Source organism: Pseudomonas sp. LBUM1660 (assembly GCF_059695935.1).
In genome coordinates this window covers 1,383,316-1,406,285 of the sequence record NZ_CP166795.1, presented here as the reverse complement: position 1 = coordinate 1,406,285, position 22,970 = coordinate 1,383,316, and the positions used below count along the sequence as shown (strand labels likewise).

Genomic DNA, 22,970 nt, shown 5'->3' with positions numbered 1-22,970 from the left:
ATTTTGAGGCAAACGCTTAGAACGTCTGACCAAGAGAGAATTGGAACACTTGAGTCTCAGCTTCATCCGGTTTCTTGATCGGCATAGCCAACGCGAAGCTCAGAGGACCCAGTGCGGTAACCCAGGTCACGCCCACACCGACGGAACTCGCGACGTTGCTCAGGCTGATTTCGTTACACTCTGTTTGAGAGGTCGAACCGACATTTGCGTTCGTCGTTTTGTCGCACTTGGAATCGAATACGTTACCCACGTCCCAGAATACCGAAGTACGCAGGGAACGCTGATCCTTGACGAATGGCAGCGGGAACAGTAACTCGACACCACCCTGCATCAAGACGTTACCACCGAACGGCAGCGGATCCTGGTCCGGGTCGGCAAGCGTACCAGTGTTACCCGTTACAGCTTGACCACGGCTAGGTGTACTGCGCGGACCCAGGGTACTGTCCTTGAAGCCACGAACCGAGTTGAAACCACCAGCATAGTAGTTTTCATAGAACGGCAAGCCATCGGTGGAACCGTAGCCGTCGCCATAACCCAGTTCGGTATGCAGGCGAACGGTGTAGTTTTCAGTGATTGGCTGGAACAGCTGACCACGATAATCAAGTTTGAAGAACGACAGGTCGCTACCCGGCGTGGTGGTTTCCAGCGTCAAGCTCTGGGAATGGCCGCGGGTCGCCAGTACGCCTTTGTTCAACGTCGACTCGGACCAGCCGGCAGACGCCTTGAAGTTCAGGTAGTTATCGCCTTCACGGTTAACGAAGTCGAAAATCTCGTCGACGGTGTATTGACCGGTCTTGATCTTGTCCTGTTGTGCAGTCAAGCCGAAGGTCAGACGCGAAGTCTCGCTGATCGGGTAGCCGACGTTGACGCCAGCACCCAGGCTGTCTACGGCATAGCTGGCTACGTCGACATCGAGGTCTTTGTAGTCGGTGGTGCGATAGAAAGCGTTGTAACCCAGGCTCACGCCATCAGCAGTCCAGTACGGGTCGACATAACCGAAGTTATAGCGGCTCTGGTATTCACTGCGGGTCAAACCGATGCTGACCTTGTTACCCGTACCCAGGAAGTTGTTCTGGGTAATCGAACCACCGAGGATCAGACCGGCGCTCTGGGCGAAACCGACGCTGGCGGTGATCGAACCGGAAGCCTGTTCTTCAACGCTGTAGTTCACGTCAACCTGGTCATCGACACCCGGTACAGCCGGGGTTTCGACGTTGACTTCTTTAAAGAAGCCCAGACGCTCAAGACGGGTCTTGGATTGGTCGATCAGGTAGGTCGAAGCCCAACCGCCTTCCATCTGACGCATTTCACGGCGCAGCACTTCGTCTTCGGACTTGGTGTTGCCACGGAAGTTGATGCGGTTGACGTAAGCACGCTTGCCCGGATCGACGGCGAACGTGATGTCTACCGTGTGATCTTCATCGTGCGGCTGAGGCACGCCGTTGACGTTGGCGAAGGTGTAACCCTCGTTACCCAGGCGACGGGTGATCAGCTCGGACGTGGTGGTCATCAGCTTGCGCGAGAACACCTGGCCTTTCTGAACCAGCAGCAGGGACTTGACCTGGTCTTCAGGGACTTTCAGGTCGCCGCTCAGCTTGACGTCACGAACGGTGTACTTCTCGCCTTCGTTGACGTTGACGGTGATGTAGACGTGTTTCTTGTCAGGGGTAATGGACACCTGGGTCGAAGCGATATCCATGTTGATATAGCCACGGTCCAGGTAGTAGGAGCGCAGACGCTCCAGGTCACCGGACAGTTTTTCACGGGCGTACTTGTCATCGTTCTTGAAGAACGACAGCCAGTTGGTGGTCTTCAATTCAAACAGGTCGATCAGGTCTTCGTCAGGGAAGACCGTGTTACCCACCACGTTGATGTGCTGGATAGCCGCAACGGTGCCTTCATTGATGTTGACCTTCAGGCCGACGCGGTTACGCGGCTGCGGCACCACCTCGGTGTCGACGGTGGCCGAGTAGCGACCCTGAGCGACATATTGGCGCTGCAGTTCGTTACGCACACCTTCGAGGGTGGCGCGCTGGAAGATCTCGCCTTCGGCCAGACCGGATTGTTTGAGGCCCTTCATCAGGTCTTCAGTAGAGATCGCCTTGTTACCTTCGATCTCGATACTGGCGACCGACGGACGCTCGACTACCGTGATGACCAGGACGTTGCCATCGCGACCCAGCTGGATATCTTGAAAGAACCCGGTTTTGAACAGCGCACGAGTGGATTCCACCAGGCGACGATCATCCGCCTGTTCACCGACGTTTAACGGCAAAGCACCAAAGACGCTACCCGCGGAGACCCGCTGGAGGCCATTGACGCGAATATCAGAGATAGTGAAGGACTCGGCGTGAACTTCGGCGATCATCAATACGGTGAGAACCGCAGTTAGCAGCAGACGTTTCATGAAGTCCTTTCTTATTCCAACTGGCAATAAACAAACTGCCGCAAAATGCGGCAGATTCGCAATTCAGCGAAGTGTTACAGACGGCTCAAATCATTGACCAGAGCAAGCAACATCACCCCGACCACCAAACTGATACCTATCTGTATCCCCCAACCCTGCACCCGATCCGACAAGGGACGACCACGCGCCCACTCGATCAGATAAAACAACAAATGTCCCCCATCCAGTACAGGAATGGGCAACAAATTCAGAACCCCCAAGCTAATACTCAGATAAGCAAGGAAATTCAGGAAATCAGCGACACCCGACTGGGCAGAAGCGCCCGCCACTTTAGCAATGGTTATCGGTCCACTCAAGTTTTTTACCGAGAGCTCGCCGAACAACATTTTCTTGAGCGAATCGAGGGTCAGTACGCTCATGGTCCAGGTGCGTCGAGCACCCTCGCCAATTGCGGCCACCGGGCCATAACTGACCTCACGAATCATCTCTGGTGGCCAATCGACCGCCTTCACCCCTGCCCCCAGATAACCGGTGGGCGCCTTGCTCTCGCCGCGAGCGGCCAAGGTCACAGGGACGTCGATTTGAGCACCATCACGCTCAACGCGCAGCATGATTTTGGTATCCGGTTGCATACGGACCGTGTCGACCACCTGCTGCCAGTCATCGAGTGACTTGCCATCCAGCGCCAACAGCCGATCACCGGTCTTCAGGCCCGCAGCCTGTGCCGGCCCTTTCGAATCAAGTTCAGCCAATACGGGCGGCAACGCTGGACGCCAAGGACGAATACCCAGCGAACGAATCGGATCCGGTTCGTCAGCCCCCTTGAGCCATTTATCCAGCATCAGCTCACGGGGTGAATCCGCCGTGGAGCCCTGCTCACGCACCAGCAATTGAAGAGAACCGCTCTCGCCAAGACGACGAACCAGTTGCAGATTGACTGCGGCCCAACCGGACGTTGGCTCGCCATCGATGGCAATAATTTCCTGACCAGCACCCAGACCGGCCTTGGCGGCGATACTACCGGACTCGACCGCGCCGATGACTGGCCGCACCTGCTCGCTGCCGAGCATGGCCAACACCCAGAAAAACACCATTGCCAATAGAAAGTTGGCAATCGGCCCGGCCGCCACGATGGCAATGCGCTGACGGACCGATTTGCGATTGAAGGATTGATCGAGCTGATCGGCCGGCACTTCGCCCTCGCGCTCGTCGAGCATCTTCACATAGCCGCCCAACGGAATGGCAGCCACCACGAACTCGGTGCCTTTCTTGTCGTGCCAGCGCAGCAGCGGCATGCCAAAGCCTACGGAGAAGCGCAGCACTTTGACCCCACAGCGACGTGCGACCCAGAAATGGCCGAACTCGTGGAAGGTGACCAGCACGCCCAATGCAATCAGGGTGCCGACAATCATATAGAGCGCGCTCATCTACTTTCTCCGCAATCCTATCCAGTGCCGCATGGGGCCAACGTATTGCAGCACTTACCGCCCGTGACGGTTCAACCATTGCACGGCGAGTACTCGCGCTTTCGCGTCGGCCGTAAACACCGCCTCGAGATCATCCAGCGCAACGACCGGCTCGAGGTTTAACACTTCCTCGATGATACTCGCGATTTCCGGGTAGCGAACCCGCCCGTCGAGAAACGCCGCGACAGCCACTTCATTCGCTGCATTAAGTATGGCCGGAGCACTATTGCCCGCTTCAGCGGCCTGACGCGCAAGGCGCAGGCAAGGGAAACGCTCTTCATCGGGCACCTCGAAATCCAGTCGCGCGATGGCAAACAGATCCAGCGGCGCCACACCCGAATCGATGCGCTCCGGCCAGGCCAGGGCGTTGGCGATCGGCGTGCGCATGTCCGGATTGCCTAACTGCGCCAGCACCGAACCATCGATATAGTCGACCAGCGAATGAATCACGCTCTGAGGATGAATCACCACTTCGACCTGGGACGGCTTGGCGTCGAACAGCCAGCAGGCTTCGATCAACTCGAGCCCTTTGTTCATCATGCTGGCCGAATCGACAGAAATCTTGCGACCCATGGACCAGTTCGGATGAGCGCACGCTTGCTCAGGGGAAACATGCGCCAGTTCGGCCATCGGCGTCTGTCGGAACGGACCACCAGAGGCTGTCAGCAGAATCCGACGCACGCCCACCGCGCCAAGCCCACGGGCGAAATCCTGTGGCATGCACTGAAAAATCGCGTTGTGCTCGCTGTCGATCGGTAGCAGCACCGAACCGCTTTTGCGCACGGCCTGCATGAACAGCGCACCCGACATGACCAGCGCTTCTTTGTTGGCCAGCAGGATCTTCTTGCCTGCCTCGACCGCCGCCAGGGTCGGACGCAAGCCCGCCGCGCCAACGATGGCCGCCATGACCGCATCGACCTCAGGGTCGGAAGCCACCTGACACAGCCCCTCTTCCCCAACCAGCACGCGGGTCGACAGGCCTGCGGCGCGCAAGTCGTGCTGCAAGGTTCGGGCAGCGCCCGCTTCCGGTACGACGGCAAACTGCGGCGTATGGCGCACGCACAAAGCCAGCAGCTCACTCAGGCGAGTAAAACCGCTCAAGGCGAACACTTGATAACGCTCGGGATGGCGAGCGATCACGTCGAGGGTGCTCAGACCGATCGAACCGGTCGCCCCCAGAACGGTAATCTGTTGTGGACGGCTCACGGTGCAGCCATCCACAACAACACGGCGAATACCGGGATCGCGGCCGTCAGGCTGTCGATGCGATCCAGCACACCGCCGTGGCCCGGCAGCAAGTTACTGCTGTCCTTGATCCCCGATTGACGTTTGAACATGCTCTCGGTGAGGTCGCCCACGACCGAGATGAAGACGATCACTGCCGCACCGATCAGGCCCATCAGCATTTGCACGAAACTCCAGTCGCGCACAAATCCAACGATCGCCGTAATCAACAGACTCAGCAGCAAGCCGCCGTACACGCCTTCCCAGCTCTTGCCAGGACTGACCTGCGGCGCCAGCTTGCGCTTGCCAAAGGCCCGGCCGGAAAAATACGCGCCGATATCGGCACCCCAGACCAGCACCATCACCGCCATGATCAACCAGTTACCCAAGGGTTCCTGCTTGATCTGGACCAGACCCTGCCAGGCTGGCAGCAGGATCAGCAAACCGATCACCAGCTTGCAGGCGGCGCTGGACCAGTGCTCGCTGGAACGCGGATAAGTCAGCACCAGATACGTCGCCACGCCCCACCAGAGCACCGAAGCGCCCAGTACCCAGGGCGCGAGCCCCGGCAGGATGTGCATGACAAACAGCATCAAGGCGACCCCAACCGCGTAGCCCACGCGAATCGGCTGGGCGTTGAAGCCTGCCAGGCGAGCCCACTCCCATGCGCCGAGGGTCACGACCAACCCGATGAACAGCGCGAAGCCTGTACCCTCGAGCAGGAAAAACCCGCACAAAGCGATCGGCAGCAGGATCAGCGCAGTGATGATTCGTTGTTTAAGCATTAAAACCGGGCTCCAGCCTCGACCTGCTCGCTCGTTTTACCGAAGCGGCGCTGGCGAGAAGCGAAATCGGCCAGCGCGTTACGCATGGCGTCGTGTTTGAAGTCCGGCCAGAACAGGTCGGAGAAGTACAACTCGGCATAAGCCAGTTGCCAGAGCAGGAAGTTACTGATGCGGTGTTCGCCACCGGTGCGGATGCACAAGTCCGGCAACGGCAGATCGCCGGTGGCCAGACAGGTCTGCAACAGCTCCGGGGTGATGTCCTCCGGACGCAGATGCCCGGCCTGAACCTCCCGCGCCAGACGCTGCGCGGCTTGCGCGATGTCCCACTGACCGCCGTAGTTGGCGGCGATCTGCAAGACAAAGCGGTTCGCGCCGGCGGTCATCGCCTCGGCTTCACGCATGGCGACCTGAAGCTCGGGATGAAAGCGCGAACGATCACCGATGATGCGCAGACTGATGTTGTTGTCATTGAGGCGCTTGGCCTCGCGACGCAGCGCCTTGAAGAACAGATCCATCAAGGCACTGACTTCATCGGCCGGGCGCTGCCAGTTCTCACTGGAAAAGGCGAACAGGGTCAAGACCTCGACCCCGGCCTCGGCACACACCTCGATCACTGCGCGAACCGCATCGACGCCCGCTTTATGACCGGCGACACCGGGCATGAAGCGCTTTTTCGCCCAGCGATTATTACCATCCATGATGATCGCGACATGGCGCGGCACCGCGGACGGCGCAGTCTGCTTAGTCTTTTCCATGAAAACGCGACCCTTATACGGCCATCAGGTCTTTTTCTTTCTGCGCCAGATTCGCGTCGATTTCAGCCACGTACTTCTTGGTCAAATCGTCGATCTCGCCAGTGGCGCGACGCTCTTCGTCTTCGCTGATTTCTTTTTCCTTGACCAGATCCTTCAGCGAGCTGTTGGCATCGCGACGGATGTTGCGCACGGCAACACGGGCATCTTCAGCGACGTCACGAGCCTGCTTGGTGAAGCCCTTGCGGGTTTCTTCGGTCAGGGCCGGCATGGAGATCAACAGCAACTCACCCAGGTTGGTCGGGTTGAGGTTCAGACCTGCACTGCCGATCGCCTTGTCGACGGCACCGAGCATGTTGCGCTCAAAGGCAACGACTTGCAGGGTACGGGCGTCTTTGACCGTGATGTTCGCCACCTGCTTGATCGGCGTGTCTGAACCGTAATACGGCACCATCACGCCTTCAAGAATGCTTGGGTGCGCCTGGCCGGTACGAATGCGGCCGAAGTTGTGCGCCAGCGATTCAACGGATTTTTTCATGCGCTCTTGAGCGTCTTTCTTGATTTCATTGATCATTGTTGGCCTTCCTCGATCAGGGTTCCTTCAGCGCCGCCATGTACGATGTTCAGCAGGGCGCCGGGCTTGTTCATGTTAAAGACGCGCAACGGCATCTTGTGGTCGCGACACAGGCAAATGGCCGTCAGATCCATCACGCCCAGCTTGCGATCCAGCACTTCATCGTAAGTCAGATGATCGAACTTCTCGGCATGCGGGTCTTTGAATGGGTCAGCGGTGTAAACACCATCAACCTTGGTGGCCTTGAGCACCACGTCCGCGTTGATTTCGATGCCGCGCAGACAAGCTGCCGAATCGGTGGTGAAGAACGGGTTGCCGGTACCGGCAGCAAAAATCACAACTTCCTTGGCATCCAGGTGGCGCATGGCTTTGCGCCGATCATAGTGATCGGTTACGCCGACCATGGAAATAGCCGACATCACGATAGCGGTGATATTGGCTCGTTCCAGGGCGTCTCGCATGGCCAGGGCGTTCATCACAGTGGCCAGCATGCCCATGTGGTCGCCGGTGACCCGATCCATGCCGGCCGCGCTCAGCGCTGCACCGCGGAACAGGTTGCCACCGCCGATCACCAGACCGACCTGAACACCGATGCCGACCAGTTGTCCGACTTCCAGCGCCATGCGATCCAGCACCTTGGGATCGATCCCAAACTCTTCGGACCCCATCAGGGCCTCGCCGCTAAGCTTGAGTAGAATGCGTTTATAGCGAGCCTGATAACCACTGCCCTGCTGAGCCATTGCGAATCTCTCCTGCGGCGTATTTTAAAAATTCTTTGCTAGCTGTTTACAGCTGGCTGTTCACTCTAGCTTGGCGCTGCTTCAGCGCCATCGGAACATGGCTTTGTAAGCCAGTTCCAAAGGGAAACCAATTAAAAATTGGTGCCCCATCTGAAAAGAGGCTGCGCGCGTAAGCGGGCAGCCTCTTCAGGGCGACAGTTAAAAAACCGTCTTATTGCTTGGCGGCAGCCAGCTGGGCAGCAACTTCTTCAGCGAAGTTGTCGACCGGCTTCTCGATGCCGTCGCCTACTTTGAAGTAGGTGAAGGAGACGATTTCAGCACCGGCTTTCTTAGCCAGTTCGCCAACCTTGATTTCAGGGTTCTTGACGAACGCCTGCTCAACCAGGCTCGCTTCAGCCAGGAACTTGCTGATACGGCCTTTGACCATGTTTTCAACGATGTTTTCTGGCTTGCCAGCGATCTTGTCAGCGTTGAGGGTCAGGAAAACGCCCTTCTCGCGTTCAACCGCTTCAGCGGAAACTTCCGATGGCAGCAGGAATTCAGGGTTGGTCGCCGCTACGTGCATGGCGATGTCTTTGGCCAGCTCAACGCTGCCGCCTTTAAGGGCAACCACAACACCGATCTTGTTGCCGTGCAGGTAACCACCAACAACGTCACCTTCAACACGAGCCAGGCGACGAATGTTGACGTTTTCGCCAACCTTGCCGACCAGGACCAGACGATCGGCTTCTTGAGCGGCGATCAGCGGAGCAACGTCAGTCAGCTTGTCAGCGAACGCTTTTTCAACGCTGGAAGCGACAAATGCCTTGAAGTCATCCTGCAAAGCCAGGAAGTCGGTCTGCGAGTTCACTTCCAGCAGAACGGCGGATTTACCGTCTTCTTTCAGAGCGATTGCGCCTTCAGCAGCGACGTTGCCTGCTTTCTTGGCAGCCTTGATAGCGCCGGAAGCACGCATGTCATCAATGGCTTTTTCGATGTCGCCGCCGGCCTTGGTCAAGGCCTTTTTGCAATCCATCATGCCTTCGCCGGTACGCTCACGCAGTTCTTTAACCAACGCTGCAGTAATCTCTGCCATTTCAAAAATCCTCTTGGATAGGTTATCAACCATTCCACCCGATCGAACGGGCGTTCAATTCTTCCCGAAACACCTTTGTAAGTCGCTGCACGTTACAGAAGCTGTAGCTGCGCTACCGACAAACGGTTTCCGAGGTGGCAAAAAGGGGGCCAAGCCCCCTTTTTGCTTACTGAGTCAACGCCAAGGCGTCAATTACTCAGCTGCTGCTACCGGAGCTTCTTCAACGAACTGCTCGGTGCCGCCAGCAACGTGGTTGCGACCGCGGATAACAGCGTCAGCCATCGAACCCATGTACAACTGGATAGCGCGGATTGCGTCATCGTTGCCTGGGATGATGTAGTCAACGCCTTCCGGGCTGCTGTTGGTATCGACTACGCCGATTACCGGGATGCCCAGCTTGTTGGCTTCGGTGATCGCGATGCGCTCGTGATCAACGTCGATAACGAACAGTGCGTCTGGCAGACCGCCCATGTCCTTGATACCACCCAGGGAACGATCGAGCTTCTCAAGATCACGAGTGCGCATCAGCGCTTCTTTCTTGGTCAGCTTGGCGAAAGTACCGTCTTCGGCTTGCACTTCAAGGTCACGCAGACGCTTGATGGAAGCACGGATGGTTTTGAAGTTGGTCAGCATGCCGCCCAACCAGCGGTGATCGACGTAAGGCGAGCCGCAACGTGCTGCTTCTTCAGCAACGATCTTGCCAGCGGAACGCTTGGTGCCGACGAACAGAATCTTGTTTTTGCCCTGGGCCAGACGCTCTACGAAAGTCAGAGCTTCGTTGAACATTGGCAGGGTTTTTTCAAGGTTGATAATGTGGATCTTGTTACGCGCGCCGAAAATGTACTTACCCATTTTCGGGTTCCAGTAACGGGTCTGGTGACCGAAGTGCACACCGGCCTTCAGCATATCGCGCATGTTGACTTGGGACATGATAGTTCCTTAATAAGTCGGGTTTGGCCTCCACGTATCCCAATGACCAACCAGCAGCATCAGCTGAAGGCACCCAGGTCATCGTGTCGACACGTGTGTGGATTTAAGCCTTTCGGGGTATCCCCGGAAAGCGGCGCATTTTATATCACAGGACTGAAAAAAACGGAACCCGGATTCTCAATTCCTGGTGCGCGACTTCAACCGCGCACTTGGAATCGCCCAAGAATGCGCCAATCTATAGAGAGAAGCGATGCACAGAGGCTCAGATTTGCGCTGATCGTCTGTTAGAATCGCGTTTTTCAGGGCCGCGAAGATCGATCGCGCAATGCCCATTTCGTTTCAGCAAGCGCCATCGAGCGCAGAGAGAGCCTGTATGACCGTCACCCTCAAAACCCCCGAGGACATCGCAAAGATGCGTGTCGCCGGCAAACTGGCCGCCGATGTGCTGGAAATGATTGCCGAACATGTCAAGCCGGGTATCACCACCGAAGAACTGGACCGCATCTGCCACGACTACATCGTCAACGAGCAGAAAGCCATCCCGGCCCCGCTCAACTACAAAGGCTACCCGAAGTCGATCTGCACCTCGATCAACCACGTGGTCTGCCACGGCATCCCGAACGAGAAGCCGCTGAAGGATGGCGACACCCTGAACATTGATGTCACCGTCATCAAGGACGGTTTCCACGGCGACACCAGCCGCATGTTCCACGTCGGCAGCGTGCCGGTCTGGGCCGAGCGCCTGTCGCAAGTGACTCAGGAATGCATGTACAAGGCCATCGAAATCGTCAAACCCGGCTGCCGCCTGGGCGACATTGGTGAAATCATTCAGAAACACGCTGAAAAGAACGGTTTCTCGGTGGTTCGCGAGTTCTGTGGTCATGGCATCGGCAAAGTGTTTCACGAAGAGCCGCAAATCCTGCATTACGGCCGCGCCGGCACCGGCATGGAGCTGAAAGCGGGCATGACCTTCACCATCGAGCCGATGATCAACCAGGGCAAGGCTGACACCAAGGTATTGGGTGACGGCTGGACCGCGATCACCAAGGACCGCAAGTTGTCGGCCCAGTGGGAGCACACCCTGCTGGTGACCGAGACCGGTTACGAAATATTCACCTTGCGCGCCGATGACACCATCCCGCGCGTTTCGGCCTGATCCGCCCCCAGGCAGCTCCCAACCTTATAGATAGATAGGAAAGCCAATCGATGCCGCAGGTGGATCCCGAACTCTTCGACCGCGGCCAGTTCCAGGCTGAACTGGCCCTGAAGGCAAGCCCGATCGCGGCCTTCAAGAAGGCGATCCGCCAGGCCCGCGAGGTGCTCGACGGGCGCTTTCGCAGCGGCCGGGACATTCGCCGGTTGATCGAGGATCGCGCCTGGTTCGTCGATAACATCCTGCAAAAGGCCTGGGAGCAATTCAACTGGAGCGAAGACGCCGACATCGCGCTGGTCGCGGTCGGCGGCTACGGTCGCGGCGAGTTGCACCCTTATTCCGACATCGACCTGCTGATCCTGCTGGACAGCGCCGATCACGAAGTATTCCGTGATTCCATCGAGCGTTTTCTGACGCTGTTGTGGGACATCGGCCTGGAAGTCGGCCAGAGCGTGCGCTCGGTGGACGAATGCGCCATTGAAGCCCGCGCCGACCTGACGGTTGTCACCAACCTGATGGAAAGCCGCACCATCTGCGGCCCCGAGCGTTTGCGCCAGCGCATGCTTGACGTCACCAGCACCGCGCACATGTGGCCGAGCAAGGACTTCTTCCTGGCCAAGCGCGCCGAGCAAAAGGCCCGTCACCACAAATACAACGACACCGAATACAACCTGGAACCCAACGTCAAAGGATCGCCCGGCGGCCTGCGGGACATTCAGACGATTCTGTGGGTGGCCCGTCGCGAATACGGCACCCTGAACCTGCGAGCTCTGGCCGGTGAAGGTTTCCTGGTCGAAAGCGAGAACGCCCTGCTCGCCTCGTCCCAGGAGTTTTTGTGGAAGGTCCGGTACGCGCTGCACATGCTTGCCGGTCGCTCCGAAGATCGCTTGCTGTTCGACCACCAGCGCTCGATTGCCGGGCTGCTGGGTTTCGAGGGCGATGACGCCAAGCAAGCCATCGAAAACTTCATGCAGCAGTATTACCGGGTGGTCATGAGCATTGCCCAGCTCAGCGACCTGATCATCCAGCACTTCGAAGAAGTCATCCTCGCCCCGGAAGACGAAGCGCCGCCGCAGCCGATCAACTCGCGGTTCCAGCTGCACGATGGCTATATCGAAGCGCGTAACGACAACGTGTTCCGTCGCACACCGTTCGCCATGCTCGAGATCTTCGTGCTGATGGCCCAGCAACCGGAAATCAAAGGCGTGCGCGCCGATACCATTCGTCTGCTGCGCGAGCACCGCTACCTGATCGACGACGATTTCCGCAACGACATTCGCAATACCAGCCTGTTCATCGAGCTGTTCAAGTGCAAGATCGGCATCCACCGCAACCTGCGCCGCATGAACCGTTACGGCATCCTCGGGCGTTATTTGCCGGAGTTCGGCTTTATCGTCGGGCAGATGCAGCACGACCTGTTTCACATCTATACGGTCGACGCCCACACCCTGAATCTGATCAAGCACCTGCGTAAGTTGCAGTACACCCAGGTGTCGGAAAAATTCCCGCTGGCCAGCAAGCTCATGGCCAAGTTGCCCAAACCCGAGCTGATTTACCTGGCTGGCCTGTACCACGACATCGGCAAGGGCCGGCATGGCGACCACTCGGAAATCGGTGCTGTGGATGCCGAAGCCTTTTGCCAGCGCCACCAACTCCCGGTGTGGGACAGCCGCCTGATCGTCTGGCTGGTGCAGAACCACCTGGTGATGTCGACCACCGCCCAGCGCAAGGACTTGTCCGACCCGCAGGTGATCCACGATTTCGCCCAGGCCGTCGGCGACGAAACCCGTCTCGACTACCTGTACGTACTGACCGTCGCCGACATCAACGCCACCAACCCGACCCTGTGGAACTCGTGGCGCGCCAGCCTCTTGCGCCAGCTCTACACCGAGACCAAGCGCGCCTTTCGCCGTGGCCTGGAAAACCCGGTGGACCGCGAAATGCAGATCCGCCAGACCCAAAGCGCAGCGTTGGACATCCTGGTGCGCGGCGGCACCGATCCGGACGATGTGGAACAGCTCTGGTCGCAACTGGGCGATGACTACTTTCTGCGTCACACTGCCGGCGACGTCGCCTGGCACAGTGACGCGATCCTCCAGCAACCGGCTGATGGCGGGCCGTTGGTGCTGATCAAGGAAACCACCCAGCGCGAATTCGAAGGCGGTACGCAGATCTTCATCTATGCACCTGACCAGCATGACTTCTTCGCCGTGACCGTGGCCGCGATGGACCAGCTCAACCTGAACATTCACGACGCCCGGGTCATCACGTCCAGCAGCCAGTTCACCCTCGACACTTACATCGTGCTCGACGCTGACGGCGACTCGATTGGCGATAACCCGACGCGGGTCAAACAGATCCGCGACGGCCTGACCGAAGCCCTGCGCAATCCGGACGACTACCCGACCATCATCCAGCGCCGCGTGCCGCGCCAGCTCAAGCATTTTGCATTTGCGCCTCAAGTGACGATCCACAACGACGCGCAGCGTCCGGTGACGGTGCTGGAACTTAGCGCGCCCGATCGCCCGGGCCTGCTCGCGCGCATCGGCACAATCTTCCTGGAATTCGACTTGTCGCTGCAGAACGCCAAGATCGCCACCCTGGGCGAGCGCGTGGAAGACGTGTTCTTCATCACCGACGCGAACAACCAGCCGTTGTCCGACCCATTACTGTGCAGCCGCTTGCAGGATGCAATCGTCGAACAGCTGAGCGTCAGTCATGAACCGGATATCAAACTGTCGCGTTTGAGTATTTGAACTAACCAACTTTCCCTGTGGGATAGAGCTTTTGTGGCGAGGGGATTTATCCCCCGTTCGACTGCGAAGCAGTCGCAAACGCGGTTTAATTTTGAAATGCCAGGGCCGCTCCGCAACCCAACGGCGATAAATCCCCTCGCCACACAGGCTCGCTCCCAGATTTAAAGAGGCCCCTCATGAACAACGCTCTGAACCAGTTGCAGCCCTACCCGTTCGAGAAGCTCCGCGCCCTGCTCGGCAGCGTCACGCCAAACCCGGAAAAGCGCGCCATCGCGCTGTCCATCGGCGAGCCGAAGCACCGTTCGCCAAGTTTCGTCGCTGAAGCCCTGGCAAGCAATCTGGATCAGATGGCCGTGTACCCGACCACCCTCGGTATCCCTGCCCTGCGCGAAGCCATCGCCGCCTGGTGCGAACGCCGCTTCAGCGTCCCGAACGGTTGGCTCGACCCCGCGCGCAACGTGCTGCCAGTCAACGGCACTCGTGAAGCGCTGTTTGCCTTCACCCAGACCGTGGTCAACCGTGGCGAAGACGCACTGGTGGTCAGCCCGAACCCGTTCTACCAGATCTACGAAGGCGCGGCGTTCCTCGCCGGGGCCAAGCCGCACTACCTGCCATGCCTGGACGAAAACGGCTTCAACCCGGATTTCGACGCTGTCTCGCCGGACATCTGGAAACGCTGCCAGATCCTGTTCCTGTGCTCGCCAGGCAATCCGACCGGCGCGCTGATTCCGGTCGACACCCTGAAAAAACTGATCGCCCTGGCTGACGAATACGATTTCGTGATAGCTGCGGACGAGTGCTACAGCGAGCTGTATTTCGACGAACAAACCCCGCCGGCCGGTCTGCTCAGTGCTTGCGTGGAGCTGGGCCGCAAGGACTTCAAGCGCTGCGTGGTGTTCCACAGCCTGTCCAAGCGCTCCAACTTGCCGGGCCTGCGTTCAGGTTTTGTCGCCGGTGACGCCGACATCCTCAAGGGCTTCCTGCTCTATCGCACCTACCACGGCTGCGCCATGCCGGTTCAGACCCAACTGGCCAGCGTCGCCGCGTGGAATGACGAAGTGCATGTCCGCGCCAACCGTGCGCTGTACCGGGAGAAGTACGATGCGGTGCTGGCAATCCTCAGCCCGGTGATGGACGTGCAGCGTCCGGATGGTGGTTTTTACCTGTGGCCGAATGTTGAAGGCGATGACGAGGCGTTTTGCCGTGATCTGTTTGTGGAGGAACACGTGACCGTGGTACCGGGCTCATATTTGTCCCGTGCGGTTGATGGCTTCAACCCGGGTGCAGGTCGCGTCCGCTTGGCGCTGGTTGCGCCACTGGCAGAATGCATAGAAGCCGCAGAACGCATTCGCGCCTTTATTACGCGCAACAAGTAACACTGCCCCCCCGCGCCATACCCATGGCGCGGGGCGTTGTTGCAAAGCCGAACTTAACCCACTACAAACATCCAAACTACTTGAGCGCCCTTCTAACTCTTTAGTAGCGCCTTCGCATGCCCACAATAAAAGAAGCCACCCAGCCACCTCTATCCACTCTTAAATATACAACCAAATAGAGGACTTTTAGTATTCGCAGCGCGCAATGCAATGCGAAAGAGCCAAAACCACAAACATAATGAAACACCACAACATTCGCTACTTATCTTTATATCGATTACAACTTACCGAATGCGGAACACCTGAAACTGCCACGCGAGTAGCTTTTCCTGCATCTTAAAAAATCAAAACTATTTAAACACTTACAAGCAGCGATAACATATGAACATTCCAAAACCCTGCTGCCGCATGTACGACCTCAACGATGCCGGCTCTACAATTAACGCTTCCGAACCCCCCGATAACGAGGCCAGTGGCAACTACCTATCCCCCTTCGCACGAAGCGTCGCGGCGCCTACCAAATTCTGGACCAACGGCCAAACGCTGCGCATTGCTATCACACGCTATGACGAAGCCATGTTTCAGACCGTCGTCGCTGCCATCAAACAATGGGCACCCCACGTAAACCTGAACTTTGAATTCATCGAACTGGACGATAACGACGAGTTGTATGACGGCGACATACGTATATTACTGTCTCACCTGAACGATGGTGCAGACAGCTCTGTCATTGGGACAGACGCACAAAACATTCTCCCGCATCTGCCCACAATGGTGCTGGGCACCGACTACCAGTCTCCTTTTTCACGATAGCAGTCATGCATGAGTTTGGTCATGCCCTTGGGGTTGAACATGAACACCAACATCCCGATGCGCCGCTGGACTGAAATCTACCTGCCCTCTATCGCGAATTCAAAAAACACGGTTGGACCGAAGAAGAGATTTACCGGAATGTCCTGAAAAAACTTGATTACCGCCAGATCCGTCAAACACCTTATGACCCGAAATCAATCATGCATTACGCCTTTCCCGCGAGTGTCATGTGGGACAAGATCGAAGTTCCTCAAAACAACCAACTGTCCGAGCAAGATATCAAGTTCATTAGCTCGGTTTATCCACGCTGAAAACCGTCAGGTCGCCTATTCGCTCATGACTTCACTTGACCCAGGTTGGCCTCACTCAAATCCAGTTCCCCCAACACTTCTCGCAACACGTCATCGCCAATCTGGTGATGACGGCTGAGCTTGTACAATTCCAGGCGCTGCGCTCGCAGCGCCTTCAACCGCAGACGCCGCTCCAGCAAATCCATCTGAAATGCCAGTGCCTGGGCCTCCGCCGAATCATTGAACACGTCCAGTTGATGACGATACTCGGACATGATCCGCGCCTTCAGTTCGGCGGCCAACGCGGACTGAGCGGCGTCCTGGGGAGTGGCCTCTTCGGCTTCGAGCGCATGAATCGCCGCTTCGGCCGTCTTGCGCCAGGCGTCACGCACTTCATTGCGGCGTTTGTCGTCGGGACTTTTCTCAATGCCGCGCAGCAACAACGGTAGCGCAATACACGCGGCAATCAGCGACAGCAGAATCACCCCGGCCGAGATGAAGATCAGCAGATCCCGCTCGGGAAACGCGTCGCCGCCCATCAGCAGCGGCACCGACAGTACACCCGCCAGCGTCACGGCCCCGCGCACGCCGCCGACCGTCAGCAGCCAGCAGGAGCGCGCGGTCGGCACTTGAGTCATTTCGCCTTTGCCGCGCAATCGCCGCAGCAGAACCGACAAACGCCAGATGCTCTGCACCCAGACAAAGCGCAACACCAGCAGCACCAGAAAAATCGCCACCACGTCCAGGCAGCGGTAAAGCAAGGTCGGCCACAGCGAAGTTTCATGGCTGGCCACGGCCTTGATGATGTCCGGCAACTGCAAGCCCAGCAGGAGGAAGATCAAGCCGTTGAACGCGAACTCCAGCAACGACCAGACACTGCGGTTGAGCAGCCGGGTACTGGTCTGGCGCGGCAGCAGATCGAGCCAGCTCTGCATCATCCCCGCCGCGACCGCCGACAGAATGCCCGAGGCGCCAAGACGCTCGGCCAGCACGTAGGCGGCAAACGGCAGCAACAACATGAAAACGACATGGGTCGCCGGATCATCCCAGCCACGAGCGATCATCCACGACCTCAAACGCCCGACCAGCCAGCTCAGCGTCACGCCAACGGCCAGGCCGCCGACCGCCACCAACACGAATGTCACACTGGCGTTGGCCAGTGAAAACACGCCGGTTACCGCTGCGGCCAACGCAAACTTGAACGTCACCAGGCCCGAGGCATCGTTCATCAGCGCCTCGCCTTGCAGCATGTGCATCAGCGGCGTCGGCAAGCGGTTCTGAGAAATCGCCGAGACCGCTACGGCATCCGTCGGCGACAGCACGGCCGCCAGCGCAAAGGCCACCGGCAAAGGAATGCTCGGCAACAACCAATGAATGAAATAGCCGGCGCCGACCACCGTAAACAACACCAGCCCCACCGCCAGCGTCAGGATCGGCCCGCGCAGGCGCCACAGTTCTCGTTTGGGCATACGCCAGCCGTCGGAGAACAGCAGCGGCGGCAGGAACAGAAAAAGGAACAATTCGGGATCCAGCGCCACATGCAGACCCAGGGTCGGCCAGGCCAGCACCGCACCCGCAGCAATTTGCACCAAGGGCAACGGCAGCGGGATCACCCGTCCGATCAGGCGTGAAACGCTGACCAGCATCAGCAGGATCAGGACGGTGTAGGCGGTTTGCATAAAGCGCGGTTCCCAGGCAATCGACAGCATTGAAGTGCCATATTAGCCGCTTAGACTGCGGGCTGACCGTTGCACCAATGTCGCACGCCGTCGCGAACTGCCTGACAACCCCTGTGGGAGAGAACTGGCTCACACAGGGGTTGCGATGACTTAACGACCGCGGCCGCCGCGAAACCGTCCGGTCATGGCATAATCCTTCACCTTTTATTTCCAGCACCTGCAAAGGGGGCAATTCCTTGACCGTTTCAAGCAAAACGTTGCACCTTTTCGGCATCAAAGCCTGGGATGCCGTATAAAAATCAAGCAAGGCCTTTATAATCAAGGCCTTGAGCTACAAACCGGCCCCGAAAACCAGCAACTTTTGCACCCCTTTAGAACTCAAAAAACATTGGTCCAAACGGTTGCGTTTTGGGGAAGAATTTCCCGCAGAAAATCCTATCTCCGGCGTTCTGCCGAACGACAAACCACCAACACACCACTGATGCAACAGTTGTAGTACCGGGGATTGGCTACAGGCCACGTATTCAAAGGGTATGCATCGAGAATCGTCTAAAACTCTAACCCGATATCGGTGCCTTTCGGCCCAATGAAACCGACTAAGGTTTAGGTGGTACTAGACAGCTTTTTTTCACCCCTACGGCGTCCTGCCGAACGAAAAAACCCCTCTACCAAGAAACTCGAAAAAGATAGACGCGACATTAAATTATGACGTCACACGGGGATAGACGGGGAGCCGGCCTTTGAATTCAAGGGCTAAACCCAAAGGATTCCCCGCATTACTCCGTCATTCCCCGAGAAATTGCCCCAAGAATTGACCCATCCATCTAAGGCGTCCTGTTAGGCGAAAGCCCTACACTAGATCACAACTCATCGATGCAAAATGATGAGCCACAAAAATAGATTACTTTACGACATTTTGATAATAATTAAACATTGCTCTAAACGGTTGTGTTTTTGGGGAAGAATTCCCCGCTGAAAATCCCACCTCCTGCATTCTGTCGAAAGAACAAATAGGGTTAAGAACCGCATATTATCCAATCGTGCCGACAATGTAAGCCGCGCTCTGCTCACAATCGACCGCAATGAGGAACAACTCAGCATGACGCTCGCGGTGAGTCTCCGTCCGGCGGAGTCATCTATCGCGTATCAAAGCCCTAGTACGCTCAAGCCTGGGTGGTCGTCCGGACGCCGCCCCAAAGGCCAATGGTACTTACGCTAGAACTCAGCAATCTGCAGGTCATTAATGCAGGCAAAACGCCGCTGCATAAGCCCGTTCGCAGCAAACTCCCAATTCTCGTTACCGTACGACCGGAACCAGTTGCCCGAGTCGTCGTGCCATAGATCGCCTCCCCGCAAACATAAGCATCTTTCAAACTGGGAATATTCATGCTGCGCATGCTTGCCGGCAATCTGTTCGGGAGACAAACTCTAACGCAACATATGAGTCCCGAAATCAAAGCGCTCACTGCCTCGCAACAGTTTGCACTTGGGTCGACAGGGCCGACGGCGAACCTTCATGTAGCGCTGCACTATCAGGGCTGAGTAACGGCCGCAACTCTCCCGATAACGCCTCAACTCCCGACTGATGGTTGAGGGCGAGCGCTTGATCAAGAGGCCAATCTGAGCAGGCTGAGGCCTTGGACGTGATCGAGCTGGATGGTTACCCGCTCTTCGACGCTAAGTTCATGATAGGACATAGTGCAACACCGAACCGGAACGGTCAGGTGTTGCACTCAGTTCCCTCGGCCGCCCCATGACTACTTCAGACCTTCCTCGAAGGGAAAAATATTTTATATTAGTCGCTATACAAATTCTTTGCAGGAATGAATATGCCTAGATTGCGCGTCTGGGCAACCGATCCATAACCCCAAAATGGTGAAGTCCATTTTGAGGCAAGTCCAGGATCATAGATCGCGCATCTTGAGCCATTCTGGTATGACCAGCAATTGTCTGTAGCATTATTTGCAGTTCGAGAGTATTGAGTGGAAACGTCATAGTAATCCTCCCTCGCAAAATTAGTAGCAACATGACCAAAGCGAGTCCAAAGTGTCGGTCTTGCCGCAATCCGGTAAGCGGCAATATTGTATTTGCCAAATCCAGATGGATATAACGATGACTCAAACGTCCAATTCTCGCCAGCTAAGTCAAACACATATGTACCGCCACTACTGGGCAATTCTACGTAACATGTGCTGTAGTATAGAATTTCCGACGAACCCTGTGGGGTTACACCGTTGCAAAAGAGCACTTGTGTTGTCGTTCCAATAAACGTTCCAGTCAAAGAGTCGTAGTTACCTCTTTTAACATTGACATTTACTCCAGGGGGCACCTTGACGACCAACGTCCTTGTCACGGTCGGCGCAGTAGTATCTCCTCCGCATACAGCTTGCGCCCTCGTCTTATTGGAAGGGTATTTCAGATCAGTGTGACCGATAAATGTTGAACTACCGTCATTCAAAAGGTAAGAACATACCGCCTGCCTTGCGGACACGCCTCTCCATGGAAGTGGATGTTCCACCCCAATGGGTGTATTACGAAATACTGGCTCATTGAGGTACAATATATAAGGGCGACTAAAATTTAACCGACTTGCAACTTCCGCAGTCGGAAAACCTGTTGCATCGTCGACAGCCATCCCATTTTCACCTACACCCCATGAACCTAAGTTAGTAATTTGGTCATCCGAAAATGCACCGGGAACTGGTATATTTGAATACACTTCAAAACCAACATCATTAATTTTCTTGAATTTGTACTTGGTGAGATTTTGAATAAGACGGGCTCTGGCACCTGAGCTTGAATCGGCCGTACCATCAATGCCCGCTTCAATATTCAGAAGCCATCCATCAATATGAAGCGTTCTCGCCAATGCTGCAAGCTTGTCTATTGTGGGGGTGTTTATCGTGCAATCGTTATCCAATAAGGAACAACTATAATCAGTTCCGATTAATGCATCAGTCAAGTCAGTAAAGCTATTGTCATTTGCAATAAAAACCGTACCATAAATAGGTACGCCATTTGAGTGCGCCGCTCGTACCCAGTCCGGATGAGGGGCCACGACATGACTTCCCTCGCTACTTGCGCCGCCAAATGCAATGAACTTCCTGAAAAAGGCCCATCCACTAAAATATACTGACGTGTCGACGCCTGATTCATATGGATTTACAGAACCAACGGTTCGGTCTATCAGGGTGTAGTCTCTGGTCGTTACTGGTCGGACGCCAACTCCGGCCCACTCTGTTGTCATAGCAGGTTTCGTCCACGCAGGTGCAGGCGCAACGTAACTTGCTGGGAGCGGGCTGTTCAAATCTAAAGATGAGAGAAGAGGATAGCCTCTTTGATTATGTGTTGCATTCAAAGCCCAGACATGGTTACGCTTAACATTGACAGCGCCTGTTATTTCATCTTTTGGCACGCATGTAATAGCGACCGGAGTCATCCCTGCAGTAAGGGTACCTTGCGCCCTGGATGCATCAACAGAGCACAACTCTTCTCTTGGTTGGCATCCTACATAAATCGTGTATTGACTCCCGACAGCAATATATCGAAGTACATTTTTTGCAGTATGCCCTCCGCTAAAATTGCCAGTGGTCCGAACGGCGGAAGAGTATGGATTTTGTGTAATACATATTTCCTCTGGCCTAGAGCTTCCAAGAATACGTATCGGAATACCTCCCCCAGCCACTTCGGGGGGCATTATTGCCGCCGATAACGTGGTCTTTTCTTGTAGTTGAATTACTGTCTGAGTCAAATTTTTATTCGGCTCTGGCTCACTTCCATACACTGGAAGCACAACTGATGCCAAAAACATCATAGTTATACAAAGAAGCTTCATGATTTCCTCCGTAGTAATAAAAATCAATTGTGAACCGGATCAAGCTGTACATTCCCTCTGTAGCCAAAAAATTGCTGACCTGGCGTATACTCAATGAGCATTTTACCGTACAACACATTTTTCTCAATATCTGGGATTAGGCAGAGTATTTGGAGTTCGTTATATTGTACGCTTGCTGGAAAATCCGCGTTACCAACAAGGCAATTTATAGCACTCCGATTATTGATGATAATTTTTGCACTTATCTTTGAATTTCTTCAGGCACTGGCAGATAGACATCTTTAATTATTATTCCTGCATACGCGCCTTGAGTTACCCTATGACTCTCTGTATAGCTTGACGAGGCGATTGGGAACTTATAGGCAACTTTATCACGAAGCTTTTTGCACCAGTGATCACCGGTATAACCAGTTTGACCATAAAGCGCTTGATGCATTTTGCCACATACCAACGGCTGAACCGTAGACTTCTGAGAGTTTGTTGGATTACGACTTCCCCAATCGCATGTTTCACCATTACTAGAGAAACACATGATATCTCCAGCTGGCGAAACAAAGTAGAGAACATCTAAATCGGCAATCATGCCATCGTTCCATCGTTCCATCGTTCCATCGTTCCATCGTTCCATCGTTCCATCGTTCCATCGTTCCATCGTTCCATCGTTCCATCGTTCCATCGTTCCATCGTTCCATCGTTCCATCTGGCGTAAAATTGCGCATAAACTTTCGAACACCAATGATTAGAATCATAGCCGCTTGTTCCATAGATGGTGTTATGCATAGCACCGCAAACCAGAGGGGTTATTGTTTCGGAAGCACTTAACGAGGACCGTCCCCATGCGCAATTTCTTCCATCACTCGAAAGACAAGCGACGTTACCGTCAGCGGCAATGGTCATTTGCGTGCCGTTCCAGTCTCGCCACAAGAGACACTCTATATAGCCAATAAAAAATATGCTCTTATTATTCGCACTTAAAGACAGTCTGAAATAACCATGTATTTCTGCTTGACTTCGGCGACTGCCGATACTGAAAGTACTGAGTTGAACCCAAACGTTCCTCTGCCCATCTCCTTGGACGGTGGCCGGCTGGATATTGAAGCATCCCAACCGGTCGC

The 22,970-nt window shown here is 55.8% G+C and carries 16 protein-coding genes and 2 pseudogenes; 4 read left to right on the top strand and 14 right to left on the bottom strand.

The features are described from left to right. Positions 1–16: 16 nt before the first annotated feature. The 9 genes from bamA to rpsB form a co-directional block, all read right to left on the bottom strand. Complete coding sequence (gene bamA / locus ACA068_RS06500) at positions 17–2,407, bottom strand: outer membrane protein assembly factor BamA (RefSeq protein ID WP_497308518.1); 2,391 nt, start codon at positions 2,405–2,407, stop codon at positions 17–19. 74 nt (positions 2,408–2,481) lie between these two features. Continuing rightward, on the bottom strand, positions 2,482–3,834 hold the full coding sequence (gene rseP, locus ACA068_RS06495) for a sigma E protease regulator RseP (RefSeq protein WP_497308516.1): 1,353 nt from the start codon (positions 3,832–3,834) through the stop codon (positions 2,482–2,484). Positions 3,835–3,888: 54 nt separating this feature from the next. After that, on the bottom strand, positions 3,889–5,079 hold the full coding sequence (gene ispC, locus ACA068_RS06490; RefSeq protein WP_497308514.1) for a 1-deoxy-D-xylulose-5-phosphate reductoisomerase: 1,191 nt from the start codon (positions 5,077–5,079) through the stop codon (positions 3,889–3,891). Next, a complete protein-coding gene (locus ACA068_RS06485; protein ID WP_497308513.1) occupies positions 5,076–5,882 on the bottom strand; it encodes a phosphatidate cytidylyltransferase in 807 nt (268 codons plus the stop codon). Before ACA068_RS06485 ends, ispC begins: the two co-directional genes overlap by 4 nt. Further along, positions 5,882–6,637, bottom strand: a complete 756-nt coding sequence (uppS, locus tag ACA068_RS06480) for a polyprenyl diphosphate synthase (protein ID WP_497308511.1) — start codon at positions 6,635–6,637, stop codon at positions 5,882–5,884. Before uppS ends, ACA068_RS06485 begins: the two co-directional genes overlap by 1 nt. A gap of 13 nt (positions 6,638–6,650) precedes the next feature. Next, positions 6,651–7,208 (bottom strand): ribosome recycling factor, encoded by a 558-nt coding sequence (frr, locus tag ACA068_RS06475; RefSeq protein ID WP_403104918.1) that lies wholly within the window; start codon positions 7,206–7,208, stop codon positions 6,651–6,653. Next, on the bottom strand, positions 7,205–7,948 hold the full coding sequence (gene pyrH, locus ACA068_RS06470) for a UMP kinase (protein WP_048719949.1): 744 nt from the start codon (positions 7,946–7,948) through the stop codon (positions 7,205–7,207). Before pyrH ends, frr begins: the two co-directional genes overlap by 4 nt. Positions 7,949–8,159: 211 nt before the next feature. Then, entirely contained in the window at positions 8,160–9,023 is an 864-nt protein-coding gene (gene tsf / locus ACA068_RS06465) for a translation elongation factor Ts (protein ID WP_033056302.1), read from the bottom strand. A 192-nt stretch (positions 9,024–9,215) separates the two neighbouring features. Further along, the gene (rpsB, locus tag ACA068_RS06460) at positions 9,216–9,953 is read right to left on the bottom strand and encodes a 30S ribosomal protein S2 (RefSeq protein ID WP_003219330.1); all 738 of its coding nucleotides are present in this window, start codon (positions 9,951–9,953) and stop codon (positions 9,216–9,218) included. Positions 9,954–10,326: 373 nt separating this feature from the next. On the opposite strand from rpsB, the gene map reads away from it, so the two are divergent. The 4 genes from map (at position 10,327) to ACA068_RS06440 (ending at position 16,051) form a co-directional block, all read left to right on the top strand. Next, positions 10,327–11,109 (top strand): type I methionyl aminopeptidase, encoded by a 783-nt coding sequence (gene map / locus ACA068_RS06455; RefSeq protein WP_010462836.1) that lies wholly within the window; start codon positions 10,327–10,329, stop codon positions 11,107–11,109. Between the two features lie 50 nt (positions 11,110–11,159). Further along, on the top strand, positions 11,160–13,862 hold the full coding sequence (locus ACA068_RS06450) for a [protein-PII] uridylyltransferase (RefSeq protein ID WP_497308509.1): 2,703 nt from the start codon (positions 11,160–11,162) through the stop codon (positions 13,860–13,862). A 176-nt stretch (positions 13,863–14,038) separates the two neighbouring features. Then, a complete protein-coding gene (gene dapC / locus ACA068_RS06445) occupies positions 14,039–15,238 on the top strand; it encodes a succinyldiaminopimelate transaminase (RefSeq protein ID WP_497308507.1) in 1,200 nt (399 codons plus the stop codon). Between the two features lie 381 nt (positions 15,239–15,619). Continuing rightward, the gene (locus ACA068_RS06440) at positions 15,620–16,051 is read left to right on the top strand and encodes a zinc metalloprotease (RefSeq protein ID WP_497308505.1); all 432 of its coding nucleotides are present in this window, start codon (positions 15,620–15,622) and stop codon (positions 16,049–16,051) included. A 334-nt stretch (positions 16,052–16,385) separates the two neighbouring features. On the opposite strand, the gene ACA068_RS06435 is transcribed toward ACA068_RS06440, so the two are convergent. The 5 genes and pseudogenes from ACA068_RS06435 to ACA068_RS06415 form a co-directional block, all read right to left on the bottom strand. Continuing rightward, entirely contained in the window at positions 16,386–18,020 is a 1,635-nt protein-coding gene (locus ACA068_RS06435; protein WP_497308503.1) for a Na+/H+ antiporter, read from the bottom strand. A gap of 1,146 nt (positions 18,021–19,166) precedes the next feature. After that, a pseudogene (locus ACA068_RS06430) lies at positions 19,167–19,358 on the bottom strand (DUF1348 family protein); the annotation flags it as partial. Continuing rightward, positions 19,358–19,717, bottom strand: a pseudogene (locus ACA068_RS06425) (transposase); the annotation flags it as partial. The pseudogenes ACA068_RS06430 and ACA068_RS06425, both read right to left, overlap by 1 nt. A gap of 98 nt (positions 19,718–19,815) precedes the next feature. Further along, positions 19,816–21,855: an endo-beta-N-acetylglucosaminidase gene (locus ACA068_RS06420; RefSeq protein WP_497308501.1), complete on the bottom strand. Its 2,040-nt coding sequence runs from the start codon at positions 21,853–21,855 to the stop codon at positions 19,816–19,818. A 241-nt stretch (positions 21,856–22,096) separates the two neighbouring features. Beyond that, positions 22,097–22,531 carry a hypothetical protein gene (locus ACA068_RS06415; protein WP_497308500.1) on the bottom strand — a complete coding sequence of 145 codons (435 nt, stop codon included), beginning with the start codon at positions 22,529–22,531 and terminating at the stop codon, positions 22,097–22,099. Positions 22,532–22,970: the final 439 nt, after the last annotated feature.

Coding starts and splice junctions, on each gene's coding strand:
- ACA068_RS06485 (WP_497308513.1), bottom strand. CDS start 5,882: ATGCTTAAACAACGAATCATCACTGCGCTGATCCTGCTGCCGATCGCT.
- ACA068_RS06440 (WP_497308505.1), top strand. CDS start 15,620: ATGAACATTCCAAAACCCTGCTGCCGCATGTACGACCTCAACGATGCC.
- rseP (WP_497308516.1), bottom strand. CDS start 3,834: ATGAGCGCGCTCTATATGATTGTCGGCACCCTGATTGCATTGGGCGTG.
- map (WP_010462836.1), top strand. CDS start 10,327: ATGACCGTCACCCTCAAAACCCCCGAGGACATCGCAAAGATGCGTGTC.
- rpsB (WP_003219330.1), bottom strand. CDS start 9,953: ATGTCCCAAGTCAACATGCGCGATATGCTGAAGGCCGGTGTGCACTTC.
- bamA (WP_497308518.1), bottom strand. CDS start 2,407: ATGAAACGTCTGCTGCTAACTGCGGTTCTCACCGTATTGATGATCGCC.
- frr (WP_403104918.1), bottom strand. CDS start 7,208: ATGATCAATGAAATCAAGAAAGACGCTCAAGAGCGCATGAAAAAATCC.
- dapC (WP_497308507.1), top strand. CDS start 14,039: ATGAACAACGCTCTGAACCAGTTGCAGCCCTACCCGTTCGAGAAGCTC.
- ACA068_RS06450 (WP_497308509.1), top strand. CDS start 11,160: ATGCCGCAGGTGGATCCCGAACTCTTCGACCGCGGCCAGTTCCAGGCT.
- tsf (WP_033056302.1), bottom strand. CDS start 9,023: ATGGCAGAGATTACTGCAGCGTTGGTTAAAGAACTGCGTGAGCGTACC.
- uppS (WP_497308511.1), bottom strand. CDS start 6,637: ATGGAAAAGACTAAGCAGACTGCGCCGTCCGCGGTGCCGCGCCATGTC.
- pyrH (WP_048719949.1), bottom strand. CDS start 7,948: ATGGCTCAGCAGGGCAGTGGTTATCAGGCTCGCTATAAACGCATTCTA.
- ACA068_RS06420 (WP_497308501.1), bottom strand. CDS start 21,855: ATGAAGCTTCTTTGTATAACTATGATGTTTTTGGCATCAGTTGTGCTT.
- ACA068_RS06415 (WP_497308500.1), bottom strand. CDS start 22,531: ATGGAACGATGGAACGATGGAACGATGGAACGATGGAACGATGGAACG.
- ACA068_RS06435 (WP_497308503.1), bottom strand. CDS start 18,020: ATGCAAACCGCCTACACCGTCCTGATCCTGCTGATGCTGGTCAGCGTT.